The following is a 21,030-nucleotide window of genomic DNA, read 5'->3' as shown; positions in this document are numbered from 1 at the left end:
CGCTAATACGCATGATTATAAGCGTTTACTCTCTGCTTGCGACGACTTATTAAAAAAATATCGGCACTTATTGTGCGATTACTATGATTTACTTACGCGTTGTCAAACCGTTTTATTAAAAAATAAAGATGCCATCGATTATTATCGTGCCGGCTTTGAACATCCGCCCGGCGCAAATGAGGTATCCGTTTTATATCGTTTCGGAAATAACAATGAAATACGCATCGGCAAGCTTACATGATTGCGATGTGCAATATAAGAAATTTTTATAGGAGGCTTACTTTGAAAAAACGTTTTTCGCTCCGTTATAAGCTTATCCTGGTTTTCGGATTATTGATTTTAACGGCGGGTGCAATTGAATCGCTGCTTGCCATACATTCGGCTCGCAAAGCGGTCATTGAAAAAGTGGAAATACACCTTATCGATAAAGCGACCGATGTTTCGCGGATAATAGACGGGCGCATTACCTCGATTTGGCAATTCCTTGAAGGTATAGCGCGTATGCCTATGTTTACCGATGCATCCGTTTCAAATGCGGAAAAAATCAGACTGCTGCGGGAACAGGCGTCATTCAATACATCCATTCAGGAATTGGATTTCAGCGAGCTTGACGGCACGCTCCACAGTATCGGCGGAAATGCCCAAGTCGGCGATCGGGAGTGGTTCCAATCGGCACGGAGCGGAAAACCGTTTCTTTCCGAACAGCTTTTTTCAAAAACAACGCAAAAACTCATCCAAGTTATTGCCGTTCCCATATACGACAATAATCATCAAATCATCGGTGTTTTGAGTGCGGATATTGACGGATTTTGGCTTTCCGAACAAATTAAAGATATCGTTGTCGGTAAAACGGGCAATTGCTATATAATGGCCGACAGCGGTGTCATTGTCGCGGATAAAGATACCGAGCTGGTTAGAAGTCAAGCCAATATCATCGAGCAGGCAAAGACGAATAAAGAGCTTGCTTCGTGCGCCGCTTTTTTGGAACACGTTTGGAACACCGACGAAAGTGAAATCGGTTACTACACATATCAAGACGAAGCCTATATCGCTTCTTTTGCGACGATGCAAACGACCGACTGGTCGGTCATCATCCGCGCTCCCGTAAATGAATTTATGGGCGCGGTAAACACCCTGCGCCTTTCGCTCTTGGGGCTTACTGCGATTATTTTGGTTATCACGTTTGTCGTTATCTATTTTGTTGCGCGCGCAATTATAAAGCCGATCCGAACCGCCGTCGGTGCATTGCGGAATATTTCACAGGGCGAAGGCGATCTTACCGTCCGTCTTCCGGTAAACGGCAACGATGAGATCACCGATATGGCCGAATACTTCAACGAAACGATCGCGAAAATCGGTCGTTCCGTAAAAACCGTCGGAGAGAACTCCGGCACGATGGAAGCCATCGGCGAAGAGCTTGCGTCGAATATGACCCAAACGGCAAGCTCCGTACACGAAATCAGCGCGAATATCGATGGGGTAAAGCAGCAGGCGCTGACACAGGCGGCGAGCGTGAGCGAAACGGCCGCGACGATCGAAGAGATCGTGCGTACGATCAAACAGCTTAACAACAGCATCGAAACGCAGGCGGCAAGCGTCGCCCAGTCGTCGGCATCGGTGGAAGAGATGGTCGCGAACATCGGCACAGTCACGCAGACGCTCGAACGGACGGATGACGTTATCAAAACGCTTGCGGATGCGACGGCAGACGGAAAAGGCAGCGTTGTCAGCGCCAATGCGGTGACGCAACAGATCGCCGAAGAATCGGGGAGTTTGCTTGAAGCCTCGAGCGTCATACAGCACATCGCAAGTCAGACGAACTTGCTTGCGATGAATGCGGCGATCGAAGCGGCGCATGCGGGAGAGGCGGGCAAGGGTTTTGCGGTCGTTGCCGATGAGATCCGAAAGCTCGCCGAAGATTCCGCGATGCAGGGCAAGACGATAACGGAGACGCTGAAAACGCTCTCCGGAGAAATCGAAACGCTGTCGGCGTCGTCGAAAACGGCGGAAGAAAAGTTCAATACGATATTCAATTTGTCGGAGCAGGTAAAATCGATGAGCGATCGATTGACGGAAGCGATGCGCGAGCAGGAAAACGGGAGCAAAGAAGTGCTTGCGGCGATAAAGAGTATCAGCACGGTGACGATGGAAGTGCAGAGCGGTTCTGAAGAGATGCTGAAGGGCGGGGAGAGCGTTGCCGGAGAGATGCGGAAGCTCGACGATTTGACGCGCATCATTACGGACAGCATGAATGAAATGGCGTCGGGAGCGGTGCAGATAAACAACGCGGTGCAGGAAGTGAACCGGATCACGCAGGAAAACAAAACGAGCATCAAAAAGTTGGCGGAGGAAGTGGGTAAGTTCAAAGTGTGATGAGCTGACCGGTGCGTGTCTTACATTGTAAATTAATGTCATAGAAAGCACATCTGTCTTGTATTCTATTGCTGTTCCTTGCAAAAAAGGCACTTATCCGTAAGCCACATGAGCGCAAGCGACTCTTTTTTGATTCGGTCAAAGGAGCCAGAATTTTCTGTGGCTAAAAGTCTGTCGGCTACTGCCATAAGAGAGCCTAAACTTTGGTCAACACAAATCCATTCGCCGTCGCAGGTAAGGACCATTCTGTTAGCTCCGGCATATGCCCAGTCAAAGTAAATCGTAAAATGATGTTCCGACTGCTGATTTCGTACTTTCGTTTCCGCAATTAGTTTATAAAGAGCATCGTCGGTTTTAATGCGTTCCTCGTCTGCTGGAAGAAACGCTTGTGTGGTATCGCCGCCTTCTGCTTTTATTCGCTCAATGTTTTTTAGAAATGCCTCGTATTCAGCCGGTGGCGTGTCGTTTGCGTAAAAAGTCCAGCCGTCAAGAGTGAGCGAAGCGACAGTAAAAATTGAATTCTCCATTTTCAGACCTCCAAGATTGTTAATATGTGTTCGCATCTTTCGAGTATTGCTTCCTTCAGTTCTTGCAAATTTATTTACATTCTCAATTTCTTTTTCGGTTAGTAAATCTTCATCCTGTTGATTTGATATTTGCATTCCTTTTCTTAGTTCTATTGTTCCATAGATTTTTCGTCATTTTTCAAAAGAAAATCCGGAATATCATAGTTTTTTGCTTCCACTTCGGCACGAAATTTTTCAAATCCGTACAGTTTGATTATATCCTTAAGATGCGTTGTGCTGACTTGTGCATCTTTAGAAATTTTATTCTCAGCCTTCAAACTGTCCAGCATTTTTTTGTGCATGCTATAACATGCCGCAACCACTGACATAATACCTCCTAAAAGCGCTGCAAGACTTTATTCCGAACCTTATCACAAAGACTAAGATTGTCCTGTTTTGTAAGGCCATAGATGACATCAACAAGATAATTCACCTGAAAGTATTTATTGAGACTGTCAAGCATAGAGGTACAAATTTTCTGTTCTGCCCGATCAAAATGAACAAAGCCTTTTTTTAAAAGTTCCTCGTTGCCAAAATTTTCCCAATACTGATAATCTTCTGCATGATTTTTAATTTCTCCAATGAGAGTACTGTTTCGCGTCCAAGGCGCAAGAAAATCTTTATATGCACAAAGGTAGAAAAGATTTTCTTCGATGCCGTCAGCGGAAGTGAAAAGCAGTTTTCTTCCGTCCATTATGATTTCCGGATGAAAGTTTGCTTCGCCAAGCTGAATAAAAACGCCTACTCCGTCCATAAAATCTTCCTGACGACTGTAGTTCACGATGAAACCCGTTTTCATTTCTTTTGAAATTTCTGCAAGCGTGTTAAAAAGTCGTGCAGCTGCTTCTTCGTATTCTAAAGAATTTGAATATGAACCGGCTCTTCCAAAAAATTTTCCGACAGTGATTTTTTTGTCAAACGGGATCACGCCGTCCAAGCGAAGATGGTTTGTGATTTTCTCTGAAAGCGATTCAAGTTCCGCCTTGTCTTCAACAAAAATTACATCGTTCCAAACAAGTTTTTTTACCGCATTGATTTTTATTTTGTCGTAAAAATCTTTTCCTTCTGTTACCGCCAATTCGATGTCCCTTTGTCGCCTGTTCTCGCTTTCTTGTCTGATTCGAGCAAGTTTTTCTTTGAACTCTTCTTTGCCCATTTGCTTTTCCACTGCGATAATAATGTAAAGTGAATTTTCAGGAAGTTTAAAATCGGCAGTTTCCCGCTCCTTGTGTCCACTGCCAAACCGCGAAAATCCTCCGCCGCAACAAGAGCGGATTCAAGCAGAAGTTTTTGGGCATCAAAATGCTCGCAGAACTTCAATGAAACTGCGTTACGACTTTTTAGGAATTTGCCATTCGCCATCCGCACATTGTATGCTTAAGGCAGGAATATATTGGTTTGAAAAATTTTCAATGCCTTTTATTGCAATTAATTGCACGATAGTTCCCTTAAATTCAAATTTTTTTATGGAAAGATGTCTCCTGACGGGCAATCGCATATTCCTTTGCTTTTTCACCTGTCGTTTCCAGTTTGTTTGTGTCTGCATAAGCTAAGCATTCTTCAAATGTTGCGCCGGTTTTGCAAGATTTTTTTTCCTGTTCCCGCTTCAATTGTGCCTCCGTAAAAAAAACTCCTGTTTGCATTTCGCCTGTAGCGGAAAGACCGCCGACTATAAAATTAGGCTCTTAACTAGTCAAGAGCCTAAAATAATATAAACCACTTCCAACGGAAATTTAGTTGCTTTGCTTCAATTTCAGATTTAAGATAAAACTTTCTTCATACCTCATGCACTTACTCTAGCACGCCACGAATGAATGCCTCTAATTGGTGTCCAGAGCCTTTTTTGCTGAATGTGCCCCACTTCTCGCTGTTAGGGAAATTCGCCCATCCGACGATATACCAGTTCCCATCCTCGCACTTTTCAGACACCGTGATGACCGGTGTATATTCCCCCGCAGGGATTTTGCCTGAAATTGAAGAAAATGCATCTACGTTCCTGAATTCGCAGCCTTTGGAAAGACCTTTTCCGTTTCCGATAGAAATAGTCGCGACCTGGTAGCCGTCAAGCGTACCTCCCCAGTATCCCCCTACCTTAGAAAAAAATAGGCTCATATTGAGTGGGGCGGTTCCGTGCGCAGCGTCATTTTGCACATGGTTTGCTTTTAATGTGCACATACGACCATTATAGGAATACGAAGCCCCTCTTATTGTAACCGAAGTGTCTGAGCCTTTTGGAGCCGCGTTTTGCGGTCCATTCCTGTTTATGAACGTCCATTTTTGCGGCTTGGCAAAGATTGCCATGCCGACGCTGTTCCAGTCGCCATCCACCCTTTTTTCGCTTACCGAAAGAACCGCCTGATATTCACCGGTCGGTGGATCACCTGTAAGTGGTACGCTCACTTCTATATCTGAATAACCGTAACCTTTTGATAGTCCATGTCCGCCTTTAATTTCAGATTCCGCCATCAAATAATCAGAACCTAATAACATTACTAATTCAATATATTCTTTAGGTGCTACAGGTGCTAGCCAAAATCTTAACTTTAAAGGCCCCGTTCCATGATCTGACTCATTCTGAATTCGCGCAATTTTTAACGTACAGTTTCCCCAACAACTTTGCCACGTGTAGGAGCAGCCTGACAGACTGACTGTTGTATCGGAAAATTCCGGAGCTGCAGAAACAGGGTCGTCCTTTGTCGGATTTGCGGTCGCGCCGTTGTTTGCAGGGGTTGCAGGAGCCGGCGGAATATATACATTGCTTCGATTCTCCCTTTCTTGTGTACGGTTGTAACAGAACTCAGAGCACCATGAACCGTGGTAACCTTCGCACATTAAATATTTTTTACCACATTCGCTGCATTTAAATGGACTGTCATCTATAGCAGCTTCTTTTGCACATCTATCTGAACAATATATTCCAGATACCATATTGTTGGTTACATAACGATCCCCCCAAATAGGCTGTCCACACCAAGAACACGTATCCATATCATTTATCTCCTTATTATTAGTTTAGTACTTGATCTGTATTATCATCTGCTAGTACCGAATTATTCAATTCTGCATCATCGTGCATATTGCCATAAAAACATACCGTCGCGTACACTGCTTCTGTGAGTGCCCTTACAGGAAAATGTACAGGGTGATTTCGCTAGAAGAATTTGTATATAACGATTGCAACTGCGACACATACCATGCCGATAAACATACCGAGGCACGAGCCGCCCTGATACTCATATTCGCGGGTGCGCCGATTCCATGCTTTTGTGCCGGAATTGCACCCAAAGACGAGTATACCGAATGTCGCAAGCCAGCCCGCCAGCTCAAGGTCGAATACGTGGCAGACCAAAAATGCGACTGCGGCCGGAACGCCATAACCAAAAAGAAAATACAAAACTGCCATAAATATATCCTCTGCGTTTATAGCCCGACGGCTTTTGTTTAGTTGCTTTGCGAGTGTGAATCGCTGTTTCCTACTGCAGCCTCCGCTGTATTATCCGCAGATTTAGCTTTTCTTTCCGCAATTTTTTTGATCTTGTCTGCAATCATCACGACTAGAAGAATGGCAAGAACACAAACATTGAAATAAGCAAAAGGTCTGCAAAGGAACATCAAAAGAATGCCGGCACCTTCTATATCTCCAGAAATCATGGCAAAGGATTTGGCCGCAGGTGCTTTTTCTGGCTTTTCATAATGTCCATCCAGTTTAGAATCCAAGAACATATCAAGCGCAAGATAGCCTACTGCAATGACGACATTCGCAATGATGTACGGGACTGTCATGTCTCCGTCTCCGATGATTGCTTTGCATTATGTGAAAATCATAGAGAGTAATCCCAATGCCGCAAGTGCGGTCATTTTTTTTGTGTTTTTCATAAAAACTCCTATTGTGCCGCTTGCGCGGGATATATATAAACTCACTTCTTTCGAAGTTTAGAGTTTCCGTTTACATCAAGCACTGCACGAAAATATCTCCTTCGTATGTGCGGCTGATCTGCACGGTGGAACTGCATTCCGTACATACGAACCGAATTCCATTCTTAACTGAAATTGCGTTCTCGCTGAATGAAAAGCGTTTTACGCCGCATTCAGGGCATGTTACCGTAATAAGTTCCTGTTCTTTTTCTGCCATGTGTTTTGCTCCGTGAACTACCGTGCGATTACTTTTGCAGTTTTTCAACTGCGAATTGAACAAAAAAACGCCGACAGTTTTATTGTTTGTGTTGATTTTACACTTGTTTTTGCTTACGTAACAGTGAGTTTACTCACGAAAAAACCGTGAGTTCCCCAATACGGTATTTTTTTAAAGTAACCGACTTTTGAGACAGCTCCTTTTATCCCGTGTTACAACATCGCACTTTATGACCTGCGGCTGCCGAAGGTAACGCACAAGCGGAATTCCGCCTCTTCGATACGCCGTTTCTTTGTATTGCGGGGCTTCCGTTTTTGCGGTACAGTAGCGTGCAAGCGGGGTGTTATGGTTGAGCTGATTACGGGGCCGATGTTTTCGGGAAAGTCGACGCTATTGTTTCAAAAGATGGAGCGCTACGTATACGCGCATAAAAAAATCATCCTCGTCCGTCCCGACCGCGATACGCGGAGTTTTTTTTCGCATTCGCCGCTCGAAAACGGCTTGCGCCGGCTCGCAGAATCGAAAAAGATCGACACGGTTTCGCTTTCCTCGTTTGACGGCGGCACGCGTTTCGATGAATACGACGCCGTGTTCGTTGACGAATATTTTATGATAAAAAACTGCGCCGCGCTTGCGATCGAGTGCCGAAAAGATCAAGACATTTATTTCGCCGGCTTGCTCGCGACATCCGAATGCACGCTTTTTGCCGAAGCTGCCCGGCTCCTGCCGTATTGCGATTCGATCATCAAATTGAACGGCGTGTGCACGCAGTGCGCGAGCCAAGTCGGCAACTATTCGTATTATATGCAGGGCGCAAAGACAAGCGATATCGTCGTCGGCGACAGCGAATACACGTGCCTTTGCCGTGACTGCTATTTGAAAAATCAAAAAGAAAAAGAAACACAGCTCACGCTCGAATAAAGCGTTTTATCCCGCAGCTCATGCCGGAGTAGGGCGAACCGCTTGCAATGCATTGTATGCGCCACAGAGGATGTGCCGGCCTTACAGGTTTTAGAGGTAAGCTATTGAATGCTTTGAATGCTCTCCCACGTGCCCTTGCCCCATTTCGCTTCGAACATCGGGGGCAACGTTTTGAGCGTCGCCACTCTAAAGCTTTCGACGTCGGGCGTGATGATCGTAATGCCTTGCGATTTCAGCGTCGCGATCAATTCGTTTTCCTGTTTGACGATTTCGTCGTTTTGCCATTCGATGTTTTTTACGAGCGACGCTTGGACGATTTCCCTGTCGGCCGGATCGAGCTTTTGCCACGTGTTTTCGTTGATGACGACGAGCAACGGTGTCATGATATGCCCTGTAAGGATGACGTATTTTTGCACTTCTTGAAATTTTGCGGATGCAAACGTCGGCAGCGGGTTTTCCTGCGCATCGACGATATTGTACTGCAGCGCGATGTAGAGTTCGCTGAACGTGATCGGCCGTGAATTCGAACCCCATGAGTGCGCCATCGCGACGAAGATGTCGTTTTCGGGAACGCGGATTTTCATGCCGGCGCAGTCGGCGACCGAATGCACTTCTTTTGTCGATGTCGAAAGGTGGCGCGTTCCGTAATACATCGCACCGAGCAGACGCATACCGCTGCCCGCGAGTTCTTCGCTTATTTTTTGTCCGAACGGACCGTTGAGCGCTTTTTCGAGATGCTCGATATTGCGCCAAATATACGGCGCTTCGGCTATCGTCACCGACGGAGCGTAGAGTCCGAAGTTTGCGGCACCTTCGCTTACCATATCGATGCTGCCGGTCTGCGTACCGCGAATCAAATCCATACTCGCACCAAGCTGAGCGGCGGGAAATCCTTTGATTTCTACGCGACCTTTCGTCTGCTGCGATACTTCGTTTGCGACGCGAACCATCATTTGCGAAGCAGGGTGATCGACCGGATGAACCGACGCCCACCGTATGGTTACAGGTTTACCGTTTGTGCTTGCTCTTGTCTGTCCTTGTTTACTTTTGTTTACCCTTGCCGTCGCCAGTCCGCAGATCAGTAAAACCGATACTACCGTAGAGACTACTTTTTTCATGTCGTTTCCCCAATTTGAAATATTGTTTTGTATATAATTTTTTTCATCAGTATAGTAGCATGAGTTTTTGAAGCTGTCAAATTTTTTTTGTGATTTTTTTACGATGTGCGGATGATTGTTTCGGTGATATGCTGTTATATAGCCTGACAGGGTAGGTACAGCGACGGCTGCGTTTTATAAAAAGCGGCGGGCGGGACAGTCGAAAAACAGGCGGTTTTCAGACAGTCCCGGCTTCGGATCTTGTTCCGCTGCGCTCAGCCGGCCGCTTCGGCTGAACCGTTATTTATACATCGGACCGTACGCTTTGCACGCGCGGTAATCCTGTCCTTCTTTGTCCATGCCGTACGCATTCCAGCACGCCGGACGGAAGATTTTGCTTTCGTCGACGTTGTGCATGCATACGGGGATGCGCAGTATGGAGCAGAGCGTGATTATATCCGCGCCGATGTGTCCGTACGAAATCGCGCCGTGGTTTGCGCCCCAGTTGTTCATAACGTCGTACGCGTTTGTAAACGGAGCGCTGCCCGTCGGACGCGGAGCGAACCACGTGCACGGCCATGTGTAGTCGGTTCGTTTCCAAATCGCATCGGCAACGCCGTCCGGCAGTTTTACCGACCAGCCTTCGACGAGCTGCAGCACGGGGCCGATCCCTTTGACGATATTGATTCGAGCCATCGTCATGGGCATTTCGGCTTTTGTGATAAAGCGGGAGGAAAATCCGCCGCCGCGGAAATATCCCTGATCCGACGTACACCATTCGGTCGCTTTGAGACACGCATCGATGTCCGCTTCCGTCATTTCCCAAAACGGCTTCATAACCGCGTTTCCGTTTTTATCTTTGACTTCGCCGCACGCATCGATCGTACACGCGCCGCTGTTTATCAAGTGGATAAAACCGCCGGCATCTTTCGCCTTTCCTTCGAGCGCATAGCCCGTTTCGTTTTTGACGCTTTCGCCTGTCCAGCACGTGCGCACGTCGGCAAACATTTGAGAGCGGTTCGTGAGCAGTTTTAAAAGCAGCATCGTCGCTCCGTTCAGCGTATCGTTTTCCGTTGCGAAGACGTAGGGTTCGCGCGCGCCGTTCCAATCGAAGGGCGTGTTCAAAATCGCTTCGGGGAAATCGGTGTCGGGGAATATATCCGTCCATTGGCGCTGTCCTTGAAAGCCCGCCGCGATCGCGTTGTGTCCGAGCGCTTCTTCGCCCCAGCCGATTTCTCTGAGTTTCGGATTGCCGTTCATCAAATCTTTGATGATAAGCGCGCACTTGACGGTAAACTCCCAATCCGCGTCGATCTGCGCGGGAGTTTTTTGCGCTTCTTTAGGATTTTTATCGAATCCCGTCGGACAATTTTTGCGCGTCCATTCGAGCGCGCGCTTATATTCGTCTTTGTCGTAGATCTCTTTTTCGATGCGGCGATACACTTCGACTTCATCGACGGACTCGACTCTCATACCGAGATATTCTTCAAAAAAGTCGGGATCGATTTGCGAACCGGATATCCCCATGCACGTCGCTCCGATCTGCAGATAGGATTTACCGCGCATCGTGGCTGCGGCTACGGATGCTTTTCCGAAACGTATCAATTTTTCTTTTACGTCGTCGGGGATCGTTTTGTCGTCGAATTTCTGTACGGTACTGCCGTAGATGCCGAATGCGGGGAGACCTTTGCGCGCGTAGCCGGCGAGCACGCTTGCAAGGTATACGGCGCCCGGGCGTTCCGTCGCGTTTAAGCCCCACACGCCTTTTATCGTCATGGGATCGTTATCCATCGTTTCGGAACCGTAGCACCAGCACGGCGAAACCGACAGCGTGATATCGACACCGGCTTTTTTGAATTTTTCCGCACATACGGCCGATTCGGCAACGCGCCCGATCGTGCCGTCCGCGATGAGCACTTTTACCGGCTCTCCGTTTGTGTAGAACACGTTTCGTTCGAGCAGCTCTTTTGCCTGATGTGCCATGCGCATCGTCAGTTCTTCCAGCGAAGCGCGGACATTGAGCATGCCTTCTCTCGCGTCGATGATGGGGCGGATACCGATGATCGGATACTCGCCGATTAACCTTGATTTTGCCATTGCATAATCCTCCTGATCATATGTTGATTGTAACCTCTGTTTTGTTCGCCGCAAATATTTCCACATTGCGTTTCGATGCGGCGATGTGTTCGTTCATCGCGACGACGGCGTCGGTCGTATTGTGCGCTTCGAGAGCGTGCAATATTTTTTTGTGCCGTGTGATCGCATCGTCTATGCCGCCTGCGACGAGGACGCCTTTTCCCATGTAATCGGTGAGCAGCGAAATCAGCACGTCGTTGAATATTTCGAGCAAGGCGTTGCCGGACGCTTTCGCTATGAGATTGTGAAAGCTGCAGTCCAATGTGACACGCTCTTTCGGCGAAAGCGTTTTGTCCGAAAACGCTTCGATGTTGCTCCGCAGCGCTTCCAGTATGTCGTCGGTGATATTCGCAGCCGCAAGGCGCGCGGCGTTTACTTCGAGCATGGCGCGCATCTGCGTCAGATCATTGTCGGAGATATTGTTCATCTGCATGATCCTGCTTACGGCGGAAAACACCGTCGAATTTTCCGGCTTTGTGACAAAAGCGCCGAGTCCGTTTTTCAATGCGACGAGTCCGCGTTCCTGCAAAACTTTCAGCGCTTCACGGACTACGGGACGGGACACGCGATACTGCTCGGCGAGCTGCTGTTCCGACGGAAGTTTTTCGTTTACGGGAAACGCATCCGAATTAACAATAGTGTTTTCCAAGCGATCGGCAATTTGTACGCTTAAGTTGTCTCTTACCAAGGTGAAACTATTGTCGGTCATACGGCATTATCCTGCAAGACCGAGTTCCGCGCGGATGTCTTTTTCCATACGGATAAGGCTTTCGATTTCGTGCCGCGCATTTTCGTTCAATACGGAAACGTCTTTGCTCCTCGTTACGATCGACATGGGAAGACCGGTAAGACTGTAGTGGAACTTCGCGTTTACCGGATACGCGCGCGCTTCCGATACCGCCGCGACCGTTAAAAAGTCGCTGATTTTGCGCGCCTTTTCCGGCTCGGTTTTAAAGTGATCGTACATCCATTTGTAGATGTCGATGTGGAAATTCGCCATGACGCCGTTGTAGCCGTCGTAGCCCGCGATGAGTGAATCGAGCAGCGTCGACGTATTTGCGTTGAACAGCGAAAGCTTTGTGCCGGCGGTAAGTTTGACGCGGCGCGCTTCTATTTCGTTCGAACAGCTCACGTCTTTTAAAAAGACGAGTTTGCCTGTACGCGCGCAGTCGGCGAGGAAGTCGTCGGTAAGCAGGCGCAAGTACGGATACGGACACTCGTAGAGACCGAGCGTAACGCCCGAAAGCTGGCGGAAAATATCTTCTGCATTTTTGTTGAAGACGGCTTCTCCTTCGTTTTGTTTTGCCATACGGTTTGCGACGAGAACGACCGCATCGACGCCCGTCTTCGCCATAGCTCCCAATTCGTCTATCTGCTCCGCATGATCGTCCGACGTATGCCCCGATGCGATCACTTTGATCCTGCCGGCGTTGGCGTCGACGACGGCTTTCGCTATATCGAGCTTTTCCTGCTTTGAAAGAAAAAACATTTCGCTCGATTGGCAAACGGCGAAAATTCCGTCGGCGCCGTGAGCGATATACCATTCGACGAGTTTTTTAATCGCATCGAAATCCACCGTATTGTTTTCCGTAAACGGCGTGATCATCGTAGGCCAGCAGCCGTGATATTCTTTCATATAATCCCCCATGCTTATTAATTAATAATTATCGATTACAACAGTCCTGTAAGTTTCGGCAGGAACAGCACCGTTTGCGGAAAATACGTTATGATGGCGAGTACGAGCAGCATCGCACCGAGCGGCCATACGATTTCTTTCATAATACCTTTAAGCGGTGTACCCGATATGCCGCTCGTGATAAACAGCAGCATACCGAACGGAGGTGTGGAAAGTCCGACCATCATGTTGAACGTTACGACCAATCCGAAGTGTATCATGTCGATTCCGAGTTTTTGCGCAACGGGGATCATGATCGGAACGAAGACGAGCTGGATCGTCGATGTGTCGATAAACATGCCCAGAAAGAGGATGACGATATTCACCAGGAGCAAAAACTGATATTTGCTCGACGTGATCGAAAGGATCCAGTTTCCGATGTGTACCGCAAGCTGTTCGCGCGCGACGATATAGCTGATGATCGTTGCAGCTCCTATCATAAGCGAGGTTGCGCCGACGTCTTTTACCGTCGTTTTGATGACTTCAAATAAGTCTTTCCAGCCCATGGCGCGGTATGCGATGACGGAGATGAGCAGCGCGTACAGTCCCGCCACGGCACCCGCTTCGGTCGGCGTCATAACGCCCGTATAGATACCTACGAGGAGGATGACGGGCGTAAGCAATGACGGAAGCGCTTTCAGCGTAAAAGCGAGGAATTCGCGCAGTACGATTTTATCGCCGCGCGGGTACTCGCGCTTTTTTGCGACGACGGCTACGTATACCATGAGGAATATCGTGAGCAGGATTGCCGGGATCATGCCGCCCATAAACAGCGCACCGACCGACGTGCTGCTGAGCATCGCATAGATGACGAGCGGAATCGACGGCGGAAATATCGGGCCGATCGTTGCGGACGCTGCGGTGATCGCACAGCTGAATTCGTCGTCAAAGCCTTTTTGCCGCATCGCCTGGATTTCGATTTTGCCCAAGCCGGCCGCATCGGCTATTGCCGAACCGGTCATGCCGGAAAAAATAAGAGAAGCGATGACGTTTACGTGACCGAGCGCGCCTCTCATGCGTCCGCACAAACCGCCTGCGAATTTAAATACCATGTCGGTGACTTTTCCCGAATTCATTACGTTTGCGGTAAAGATAAAAAGCGGAACGGCGATGATAACGTAATTCGTGTAGAACGTGTTCATCACTTGATTGACGACAAGGCTCAGATCGCGGCCGGTTATCAAAAGATAGCAGACGGCGGAGCTGAGCATACCGAGCGCGATCGGCATACGCAGGATAAAAATTAAAACGAATACGATAAGCGAAACCGTAAGTCCGAGACTCATACGCTGCCTCCGTCTGCGGCTTTTCCGATCACCGCCGCGTTTTCTTTATCCGCTTTGTGATCTTCGGAGTCGTCGAGTTTGCCGCAGATGACTTTGATGTCTTCGATGCACGGTTTGATGCTGTACCCGATGACGGAAAGCAAAAAATATGCGAAGGGCAAAAATACCCATGTCAAACTCACGCGAAGCACCGCCGTACGCTGGAATCCTTGAAAGAGGGAAAAGCTTATGGAAGGGATAAACAGGGCGGCGAAAGTTAAAATAATAATGATATTGCCGGCCAGGCGCATCGCGGCGGCAACTTTCGGACTGTACATATCGTACAGCATCGTAAACTGCACATGTCCGTGCTTTCGCATCGTGTAGCATGCGCCGAGTATAACCGTCCAGCAAAAACCGAGTACAATGAGATCGTTTGTCATGATGATGGGGCGGTTGAAAACGTAGCGTGAAATGACTTGCAGGATAAACGCGATAAACAGTACCGAAAACGAAATGATCGGAATATACACTTCCATGCAATTCCGCAAAAATAATAAAATTTTTTTCATGATATCTCCGTTGCGTTGGAAAGCGCCGCGCCGTACGGCGGGAGCGCGGATGCTCCCCCGTATGCGTACGCGTCAGTTGCCTGCGGCCTGCACTTTATCGAACAGGGCTTTATCCCACGATTTTGCATAATCGCTTGCAAGGTATTTGCCGAGGACTTCTTTGCTGAACGCGTTGAGGTCGGCGTTGTATACTTTGAGTCCCTGCGATTTGAAGAAGCCGATGAGTTCGGCTTCCGCCGCGCGGTTCGTTTTATCGCAGAATTCGATGCCGGCTTTTACGCCTTCCATGATCCAACCCTGTTGTTCTTTGGTAAGCGACTGCCATTTCTTTTCGTTGATTGCGGGCCATACGCTGTCTACGACGTGGTTCGTGATCGTAATCGATTTCGTCACTTCGTAGAATTTCGCGTTTTTGTCGGTCGGCAGCGGGTTTTCCTGGCCGTCGACGGTTTTCGTCTGCAGCGCCATGTACAGTTCCGAAAAGGAAACCGGCGTCGGGTTTGCGCCGAGCGCTTTGCCGAGGAATATCCACGAATCGGAATTCGGCATGCGGAGTTTTACTCCTTTGAGATCCGCGGGCGTTTTGATAGGTCTGTCTTCCACCATATTCATCTGGCGCGTGCCGAGGTACTCCGCGCCGAGCGGACGGATGCCCTGCTCTTTTGCGATGCGCTCGAATACTTCTTTGCCGACCGGGCCGTTCATGACCTTTGTCATGTGCTCATAGCTTTTGAAGATATAACCGGCGGTAAACATGGATACCCACGGAGAGCCGTCGGTAAGCCATGCGGCTGCGGTTGCGGTCATATCGGCTTGTCCCGTTTTTACGGCAGTGAGTTCCTGTTCCTGTTTGAACAGAGAAGCGGAATCATAGGTGAGCACTTTGATCGTTCCGCCGGAAAGCTTTTCAACCGTTTCTTTGAAAACCATCATCGCTTTCGTATGCGCGTCCGTCGGGACGGCAGTCATCGTATACGTCAGTTCGATAGGCTTGTTCGCATCCGCCTGTCCGTTGGCAAAAACCGCAGGGAGCAGCATCGCTGCCCCAAGCATCATAGCGAGTATTTTTTTCATATCAACTCCTGATAAAGTCGTCCGAAACCGTATCTCTTTTACAGCTTCAGGACGTCTTTTATTTTTATTACCGACGGCATACGCTGTCGGTTTGTTTCCACAGTTTACAATTCCGGTCCGAACAACAGATTCGGGATCCACGTCGTGATTCCCGGGATCAGCGTAATCAAAAGCAAAACCGCGATGAGCGGGATGAGAAACGGTGCGGTCGCTTTTGTGACGCGTTCGAACGAAACCTTTGCGACGTTTGAAACGACGTACAAAACGATTCCGACCGGCGGTGTCAACAGTCCGATCATCAAATTCAAGATCATCATGATGCCGAACTGTGTCGGGCTGACGCCGAGCGCGTGCATGAGCGGGATAAATATCGGCGTGAGGATCATGATGGCGGCATTCGCTTCCATGAACATACCGACGAAGAGCAGGAAGGCGTTGATGAGCAGCAAAATGACGACTGGGTGATTGGAAACGGACATGATGCCCGACGCGAGTATCTGCGGCACGTTTGCGACCGAAAGCGACCAGCCGAACATAACCGCCGTCATGACGAGCGCGAGAACGACGCCGTTCGTTTCCACCGTCGCAAGGATGATACGCGGCAAATCTTTAATGCTGAATTCTTTGTAGACGAAGAGACCGAGGATGAGCGAATAGAACGCCGCAAACACGGCCGCTTCCGTCGGCGTAAATACGCCCGACACGATACCGCCGAACAGCAGTACCGGAGCCATGAGCGCCCAAAACGCATCTTTAAACGCCTGCCACAAAATTTTTTTTGTCGGGCGAGGCGCACGCGGATAGGCTCTGCGCTTTGCGTACCAAAAGACCATGGCCATGAGCGTTCCCGCCATTATGACGCCCGGCAAAAGCCCGCCCATAAAGAGCCGTCCGACGGACGCTTCGGCGAGAACCGCGTACAGTACCATCGGCAAGCTCGGCGGAATGATAGGCCCTATCGTCGAAGAAGCACCGGTGACTGCGCACGAAAAGTCGTCGTCAAATCCGGCGTCGCGCATCGCTTTGATTTCGATTGTACCCAAGCCTGCCGCGTCCGCAACTGCAGTGCCGCTCATGCCTGCAAACAAAACCGATGCGACGATGTTCGCGTGTCCGAGACCTCCGGGCATGTGTCCGACAAGCACATTTGCAAAGTTGAACATGCGCTTGGTTACACCCGACGTATTCATGATATTGCCCATGATGATAAAAAACGGCGCGGCCAGCAGCGGAAACGAATTCGCGGCCATCGTTATGCGCTGTATGACGGTAAGCGGTGTAAATCCGTTCGTCAGGCAGTAGAGCAGGGAACAGATGCCGAGGTTGGCGTAAATATTCGTTCCGACGATGAGCAGGACGATAAACAGAATAAAGATGATACCCATGTTCATACGGCAGCCCCCTTGTCCGCATTGCGTTTCCATACGCTGTTTTTGAGATGCAGCAGTTCGTATACGATGATGAGCGTATTGGCAAACGGCACGACCGCGTACACAAAGCTTATCGTAATCGGAATGGTGATCGCCGGAAGCATCGTGCTCGCTTTCGTCATTCCGATGCCGTATACGATCATGTATGCCGAAAACACGATAAGGATAAGGCTGTTGAGCGTATCGATCATTTTGTGCAGTATTTTCGGAAGCAGGTTGACGATAATCGTAATCTGTATGTGACTTCTGTTTCTTGTGCCGAGAACCCAGCCGAGATAACAGATCCACACAAATGCATATCGTATTAATTCTTCAGACCACACGAGCGGTTTGTTCAAAACATAGCGCATGCATATTTGACACAGCGCTAAAATAAATATGACTAAGAAGAGAACGACGGAAAGCCGGTCGATACATTTGTTGACGGCAGCCGTTACTTTTTCCTCTACGCGATTCATTATTTTCTCCCATGAAAACCCGTATGAAAACTTTTGCGAAACGCTCGAGCCGGTCAAAGGGTTTTCGGCAGTGCGCGGCGGACGCATCTTTATGATCGAATGTGCGGAACTGCCGCATTTTAAAAACAGCGGACGAATATCGGAGCCGCCCGATTTCCGAACAACTCCGACGTTTTGTTGATCGACGACAGCTTCGTTATTTAATGTTTTGGATGCTGTCCCACGTACCCTTGCCCCATTTCGCTTCGAACATCGGCGGTACGACTTTCAATGTCGCTTGCCGGAAGCTTTCGACATCGGGCGTGATGACCGTGACGCCCTGCGATTGGAGTTTTGCGATCAAATCTTTTTCCTGCTTGATGATTTCGCCGTTTTGCCATTTGATGTTTTTTGCGATCGACGCTTTGACGATTTCCTGATCGGCCGGAGCGATTTTCTGCCATACCTTTTCGTTGATGACGATGAGCATCGGCGTCATAATGTGTCCGGTGAGGATGATATATTTTTGCACTTCCTGGAATTTTGCGGACGAAAAAGTCGGCAGCGGGTTTTCCTGACCGTCGACGATATTCTGCTGAAGTGCGAGATACAGTTCGTTGAACGTGATCGGCGTGGGATTCGATCCCCATGAGCGCGCCATTGCGACGAAGACATCGTTTTCCGGAACGCGGATTTTCATACCCGCGCAGTCCGAAACTTTGCGCACTTCTTTTTTCGACGTCGAAAGGTGGCGCGTTCCGTAGTACATCGCACCGAGCAGACGCATGCCGCTGCCCTTGATCAGCTCTTCGTTGATCTTTTGACCGAATGCACCGTCGATCGCTTTTTCAAGATGCTCGACATTGCGCCAAATATACGGCGCTTCGGCGATCGTCACCGACGGCACATACTGTCCGAAGTTCGCCGCTCCTTCGCTGACCATATCGACGATGCCGGTCTGCGTGCCTTGGATCAAGTCCATGCTGCCGCCGAGCGCTCCGCCGGGAAAGCCTTTGATTTCGACACGGCCGTTCGTCTGTTTCGACACTTCTTCCGCTACGCGCATCATCGTCTGAGACGCCGGATGTGCAGGCGGATGTACCGATGCCCACTTTATCGTTACTTTTTGACCGGTCGCAGCATTGCTGCCGTCGCTGCCGCCCGAAGCCGCTGCAATTCCGCAGATCAGCAAAACCGTCGCCGCTGCACAAATCAGTTTTTTCATAGAGACTCCTCGTATAAGATGTTACCTGTCAAACAGGTTGATAGGTAACATGGTAGCACGAGTTTCCGGAGCTGTCAAATTTTTTTTATAAAAAACCGATTTTTTCAATCGTTTCGCGCGTCAATCGCATGACGGGATGGTGAATTTTGATCACAAATAACAGTATGCCGAAGCGGGATTCCGGCTGCGTGCTTACATTGCGAGCTTAAACACGATTTTTCGTACGGTTTCCGGATTTTTGAGCGAAATGCAGGGTTCGTGACCTTCTCCGGGAAACAAAACGATGAATTTTCCGGGTTTGGCGATATAGGACGCCGCCAATTCGCCGTCAAAAAATTGAATATCGCTTTCGGCATCGTATTCGTTCCGCGCTTTCATGCCGGCATTTTCGCATACATCGATGATCTCTTCTCCCGACACGATGAATTGTACGTCCGCCGCGTGCCGATGCGTTTCGTAGCCTTTCGTGCCTTTTGTCCGCGTTTGATATTCGCTCACGGAATAGCGCACCGATGCGTCGTCCGTCGCATACGAACCTGTCACCGCCGTTTCCGCTTTTCCGGAGCGGAGCACTGCGGCAACCGCTCGAAGCTGCGGAAAAGAAGCCGCGTATTTTTCGATGTTTTCAATCGTATCGATAATCATAATTTCTCCCATGAAAATTTTTAATCATCATAGAATTTCGGGTACCGCTTGTCAAATCAATAACCTTGCCGCAGAACACCGTAACAAAAGGTATTGAAGTTCCCGCATAAATAAAAATGATAAAAATTTTTATTTTCCCTGTAGCAAATCTTTTGAAAATTTGTTATATTCTACAACTGTTGATACGAAATGTACGGAGCTCGAACGGTGCCCATGCATTTCGCAAAACTTTTTCGGAAACCGGAGTTTACTTTAAAAATGCGCTTCACATTCCTACAAAAGTTTTATCCGAATTCTATTCAAGGTCAAGGAACGGAAGCATTGTATGACGCCTGTAATCAATAGCGTTTTCACCTATCTGGTGGTTGATTTTCTCTGTATTGCATTTTCCGTATTTATCATTAAAAAATTAACAACAGATATAGGCAGTGAACTCGAAATACGTATGTTGAAGATCATGCTGCGGGTATTTATCGTATATTCGTTGGTCGATGCAATATGGATCGTGGGTGAATACGGTTATATGTCGTTTTATATACGTATCGTAAACGCTGTCGTTTGCTTCTTTTCCATTTTTCTGATAAGCGTTCTTTCTTTTTTTATGTTTATCTATACGGAAATCAGATTGAAAACCGCGTTTATGAAAAAACCCGAACTGTGGATCATCGCATCGGTGCCGCTCGTGTTTTCACTGTTCATGTGTGCATCGTCGTATTATACGGGATGGATCTATTACATAACACCCGACAATGAATACCGGCGCGGACCCTACTATTGCTGGCAGATGGCGGTCGTGTCTTTTTATTTTGTCGTTGCGCTCATTCGGGCGATGTGCTGCGGAGCGAAAGATCGTATGCCGATGCGGCGGCACGCTACGTTCAGTTTTGTCCTTGCGATTACCGTTTGTTTTGCGATCGGTTCGCTTCAGATATTTATTCCGGGTACGCCGCTTATCGTGATCGCCATATTTTCCGGATTTTTGATCATGTTTATCAATTTTCAGCAGGCGCAGATTTTCAGCGATGCGCTTACCGATTTGAATAACCGGCGGCGTGCGAATCAATATCTCGAAACGAAATTCAACAGTCCGCTTACCGAATGGCCATTGTATCTGTTTATGTTCGATATCAATTCGTTCAAAGAGATAAACGATACCTACGGTCATATCGAAGGGGACAAAGTGCTGCGCATCGTTGCGCAGGCACTGAGGATGACAAGCCAAAAGTACAGCACTTTTGCCGCGAGGTTCGGCGGCGATGAATTTTTGCTGATCGGAGAATCGTTGTACGTATCGAGTCCCGATGAATTGATAAATCATTTTAATAAAGCGCTTGAGGCGGAAGCAGCGTCGCGCAGGCTCCCGTATGCCATTACCCTGAGCATCGGCTACGCAAAAACAGACGGACAGAGTATATCGAGCGTTGAACTTATAAAAAAAGCGGACGATATGCTTTATAAAAATAAAAGCCGTGCTCATTCTGC

At 48.4% G+C, this 21,030-nt stretch carries 23 protein-coding genes; 3 read left to right on the top strand and 20 right to left on the bottom strand.

What is annotated here, in order from left to right; translation table 11 throughout:
* Positions 1-282 precede the first annotated feature (282 nt).
* Positions 283-2,373, top strand: a complete 2,091-nt coding sequence (locus JSQ97_RS11110) for a methyl-accepting chemotaxis protein (protein ID WP_205076121.1) — start codon at positions 283-285, stop codon at positions 2,371-2,373.
* Between the two features lie 65 nt (positions 2,374-2,438).
* Here the strand turns inward: JSQ97_RS11110 and JSQ97_RS11105 are convergent, their stop codons facing one another.
* The 9 genes from JSQ97_RS11105 to JSQ97_RS11065 form a co-directional block, all read right to left on the bottom strand.
* The gene (locus JSQ97_RS11105; protein WP_205076120.1) at positions 2,439-3,035 is read right to left on the bottom strand and encodes a hypothetical protein; all 597 of its coding nucleotides are present in this window, start codon (positions 3,033-3,035) and stop codon (positions 2,439-2,441) included.
* Between the two features lie 14 nt (positions 3,036-3,049).
* A complete protein-coding gene (locus JSQ97_RS11100; RefSeq protein ID WP_205076119.1) occupies positions 3,050-3,268 on the bottom strand; it encodes a hypothetical protein in 219 nt (72 codons plus the stop codon).
* An 8-nt stretch (positions 3,269-3,276) separates the two neighbouring features.
* Positions 3,277-4,095 (bottom strand): hypothetical protein, encoded by an 819-nt coding sequence (locus tag JSQ97_RS11095; protein ID WP_205076118.1) that lies wholly within the window; start codon positions 4,093-4,095, stop codon positions 3,277-3,279.
* Complete coding sequence (locus tag JSQ97_RS11090) at positions 4,008-4,301, bottom strand: hypothetical protein (RefSeq protein ID WP_205076117.1); 294 nt, start codon at positions 4,299-4,301, stop codon at positions 4,008-4,010. Before JSQ97_RS11090 ends, JSQ97_RS11095 begins: the two co-directional genes overlap by 88 nt.
* A gap of 92 nt (positions 4,302-4,393) precedes the next feature.
* Entirely contained in the window at positions 4,394-4,549 is a 156-nt protein-coding gene (locus tag JSQ97_RS11085) for a hypothetical protein (protein WP_205076116.1), read from the bottom strand.
* Between the two features lie 181 nt (positions 4,550-4,730).
* Positions 4,731-5,927, bottom strand: coding sequence for a hypothetical protein (locus tag JSQ97_RS11080; protein ID WP_205076115.1), 1,197 nt, complete (start codon positions 5,925-5,927; stop codon positions 4,731-4,733).
* A 163-nt stretch (positions 5,928-6,090) separates the two neighbouring features.
* Positions 6,091-6,342: a hypothetical protein gene (locus tag JSQ97_RS11075; protein WP_205076114.1), complete on the bottom strand. Its 252-nt coding sequence runs from the start codon at positions 6,340-6,342 to the stop codon at positions 6,091-6,093.
* A 38-nt stretch (positions 6,343-6,380) separates the two neighbouring features.
* Entirely contained in the window at positions 6,381-6,722 is a 342-nt protein-coding gene (locus tag JSQ97_RS11070) for a hypothetical protein (RefSeq protein WP_205076113.1), read from the bottom strand.
* Positions 6,723-6,885: 163 nt separating this feature from the next.
* Complete coding sequence (locus tag JSQ97_RS11065; RefSeq protein ID WP_205076112.1) at positions 6,886-7,071, bottom strand: hypothetical protein; 186 nt, start codon at positions 7,069-7,071, stop codon at positions 6,886-6,888.
* Positions 7,072-7,416: 345 nt separating this feature from the next.
* Here JSQ97_RS11065 and JSQ97_RS11060 point away from each other — a divergent pair, with 345 nt between their 5' ends.
* Positions 7,417-7,992, top strand: a complete 576-nt coding sequence (locus JSQ97_RS11060) for a thymidine kinase (protein ID WP_205076111.1) — start codon at positions 7,417-7,419, stop codon at positions 7,990-7,992.
* Between the two features lie 101 nt (positions 7,993-8,093).
* Here JSQ97_RS11060 and JSQ97_RS11055 read toward each other — a convergent pair whose 3' ends face one another.
* The 11 genes from JSQ97_RS11055 to JSQ97_RS11005 all read right to left on the bottom strand — a co-directional run bounded on the left by JSQ97_RS11055 (position 8,094) and on the right by JSQ97_RS11005 (position 19,548).
* Positions 8,094-9,110, bottom strand: a complete 1,017-nt coding sequence (locus tag JSQ97_RS11055; RefSeq protein ID WP_205076110.1) for a DctP family TRAP transporter solute-binding subunit — start codon at positions 9,108-9,110, stop codon at positions 8,094-8,096.
* Between the two features lie 279 nt (positions 9,111-9,389).
* On the bottom strand, positions 9,390-11,186 hold the full coding sequence (locus tag JSQ97_RS11050; protein ID WP_205076109.1) for an L-fucose isomerase: 1,797 nt from the start codon (positions 11,184-11,186) through the stop codon (positions 9,390-9,392).
* A 16-nt stretch (positions 11,187-11,202) separates the two neighbouring features.
* Positions 11,203-11,934 carry a FadR/GntR family transcriptional regulator gene (locus JSQ97_RS11045; protein WP_205076108.1) on the bottom strand — a complete coding sequence of 244 codons (732 nt, stop codon included), beginning with the start codon at positions 11,932-11,934 and terminating at the stop codon, positions 11,203-11,205.
* Positions 11,935-11,940: 6 nt separating this feature from the next.
* Positions 11,941-12,861: a dihydrodipicolinate synthase family protein gene (locus JSQ97_RS11040; protein WP_205076107.1), complete on the bottom strand. Its 921-nt coding sequence runs from the start codon at positions 12,859-12,861 to the stop codon at positions 11,941-11,943.
* A gap of 35 nt (positions 12,862-12,896) precedes the next feature.
* Positions 12,897-14,186 (bottom strand): TRAP transporter large permease, encoded by a 1,290-nt coding sequence (locus JSQ97_RS11035; RefSeq protein ID WP_205076106.1) that lies wholly within the window; start codon positions 14,184-14,186, stop codon positions 12,897-12,899.
* Positions 14,183-14,737, bottom strand: a complete 555-nt coding sequence (locus JSQ97_RS11030) for a TRAP transporter small permease (RefSeq protein WP_239447104.1) — start codon at positions 14,735-14,737, stop codon at positions 14,183-14,185. Before JSQ97_RS11030 ends, JSQ97_RS11035 begins: the two co-directional genes overlap by 4 nt.
* 72 nt (positions 14,738-14,809) lie before the next feature.
* Positions 14,810-15,811, bottom strand: coding sequence for a sialic acid TRAP transporter substrate-binding protein SiaP (locus JSQ97_RS11025; RefSeq protein ID WP_187385093.1), 1,002 nt, complete (start codon positions 15,809-15,811; stop codon positions 14,810-14,812).
* 104 nt (positions 15,812-15,915) lie between these two features.
* The gene (locus JSQ97_RS11020) at positions 15,916-17,202 is read right to left on the bottom strand and encodes a TRAP transporter large permease (protein ID WP_205076105.1); all 1,287 of its coding nucleotides are present in this window, start codon (positions 17,200-17,202) and stop codon (positions 15,916-15,918) included.
* Positions 17,199-17,699, bottom strand: a complete 501-nt coding sequence (locus tag JSQ97_RS11015) for a TRAP transporter small permease (protein ID WP_205076104.1) — start codon at positions 17,697-17,699, stop codon at positions 17,199-17,201. Before JSQ97_RS11015 ends, JSQ97_RS11020 begins: the two co-directional genes overlap by 4 nt.
* A 196-nt stretch (positions 17,700-17,895) precedes the next feature.
* Complete coding sequence (locus JSQ97_RS11010) at positions 17,896-18,903, bottom strand: sialic acid TRAP transporter substrate-binding protein SiaP (protein WP_187385096.1); 1,008 nt, start codon at positions 18,901-18,903, stop codon at positions 17,896-17,898.
* 192 nt (positions 18,904-19,095) lie between these two features.
* Positions 19,096-19,548, bottom strand: coding sequence for a NanQ anomerase/TabA/YiaL family protein (locus tag JSQ97_RS11005; protein ID WP_205076103.1), 453 nt, complete (start codon positions 19,546-19,548; stop codon positions 19,096-19,098).
* A gap of 325 nt (positions 19,549-19,873) precedes the next feature.
* On the opposite strand from JSQ97_RS11005, the gene JSQ97_RS11000 reads away from it, so the two are divergent.
* Positions 19,874-21,030 (top strand): GGDEF domain-containing protein (locus tag JSQ97_RS11000; protein ID WP_205076102.1); only part of this gene is annotated, 1,157 nt, incomplete at its 3' end.

The organism is Treponema sp. Marseille-Q4523 (genome assembly GCF_016901105.1).
Classification (GTDB): Bacteria; Spirochaetota; Spirochaetia; order Treponematales; family Treponemataceae; genus Treponema_D.
Note: the sequence above shows the minus strand (reverse complement) of the source record. Positions and strands in the feature narration are given on the sequence as shown.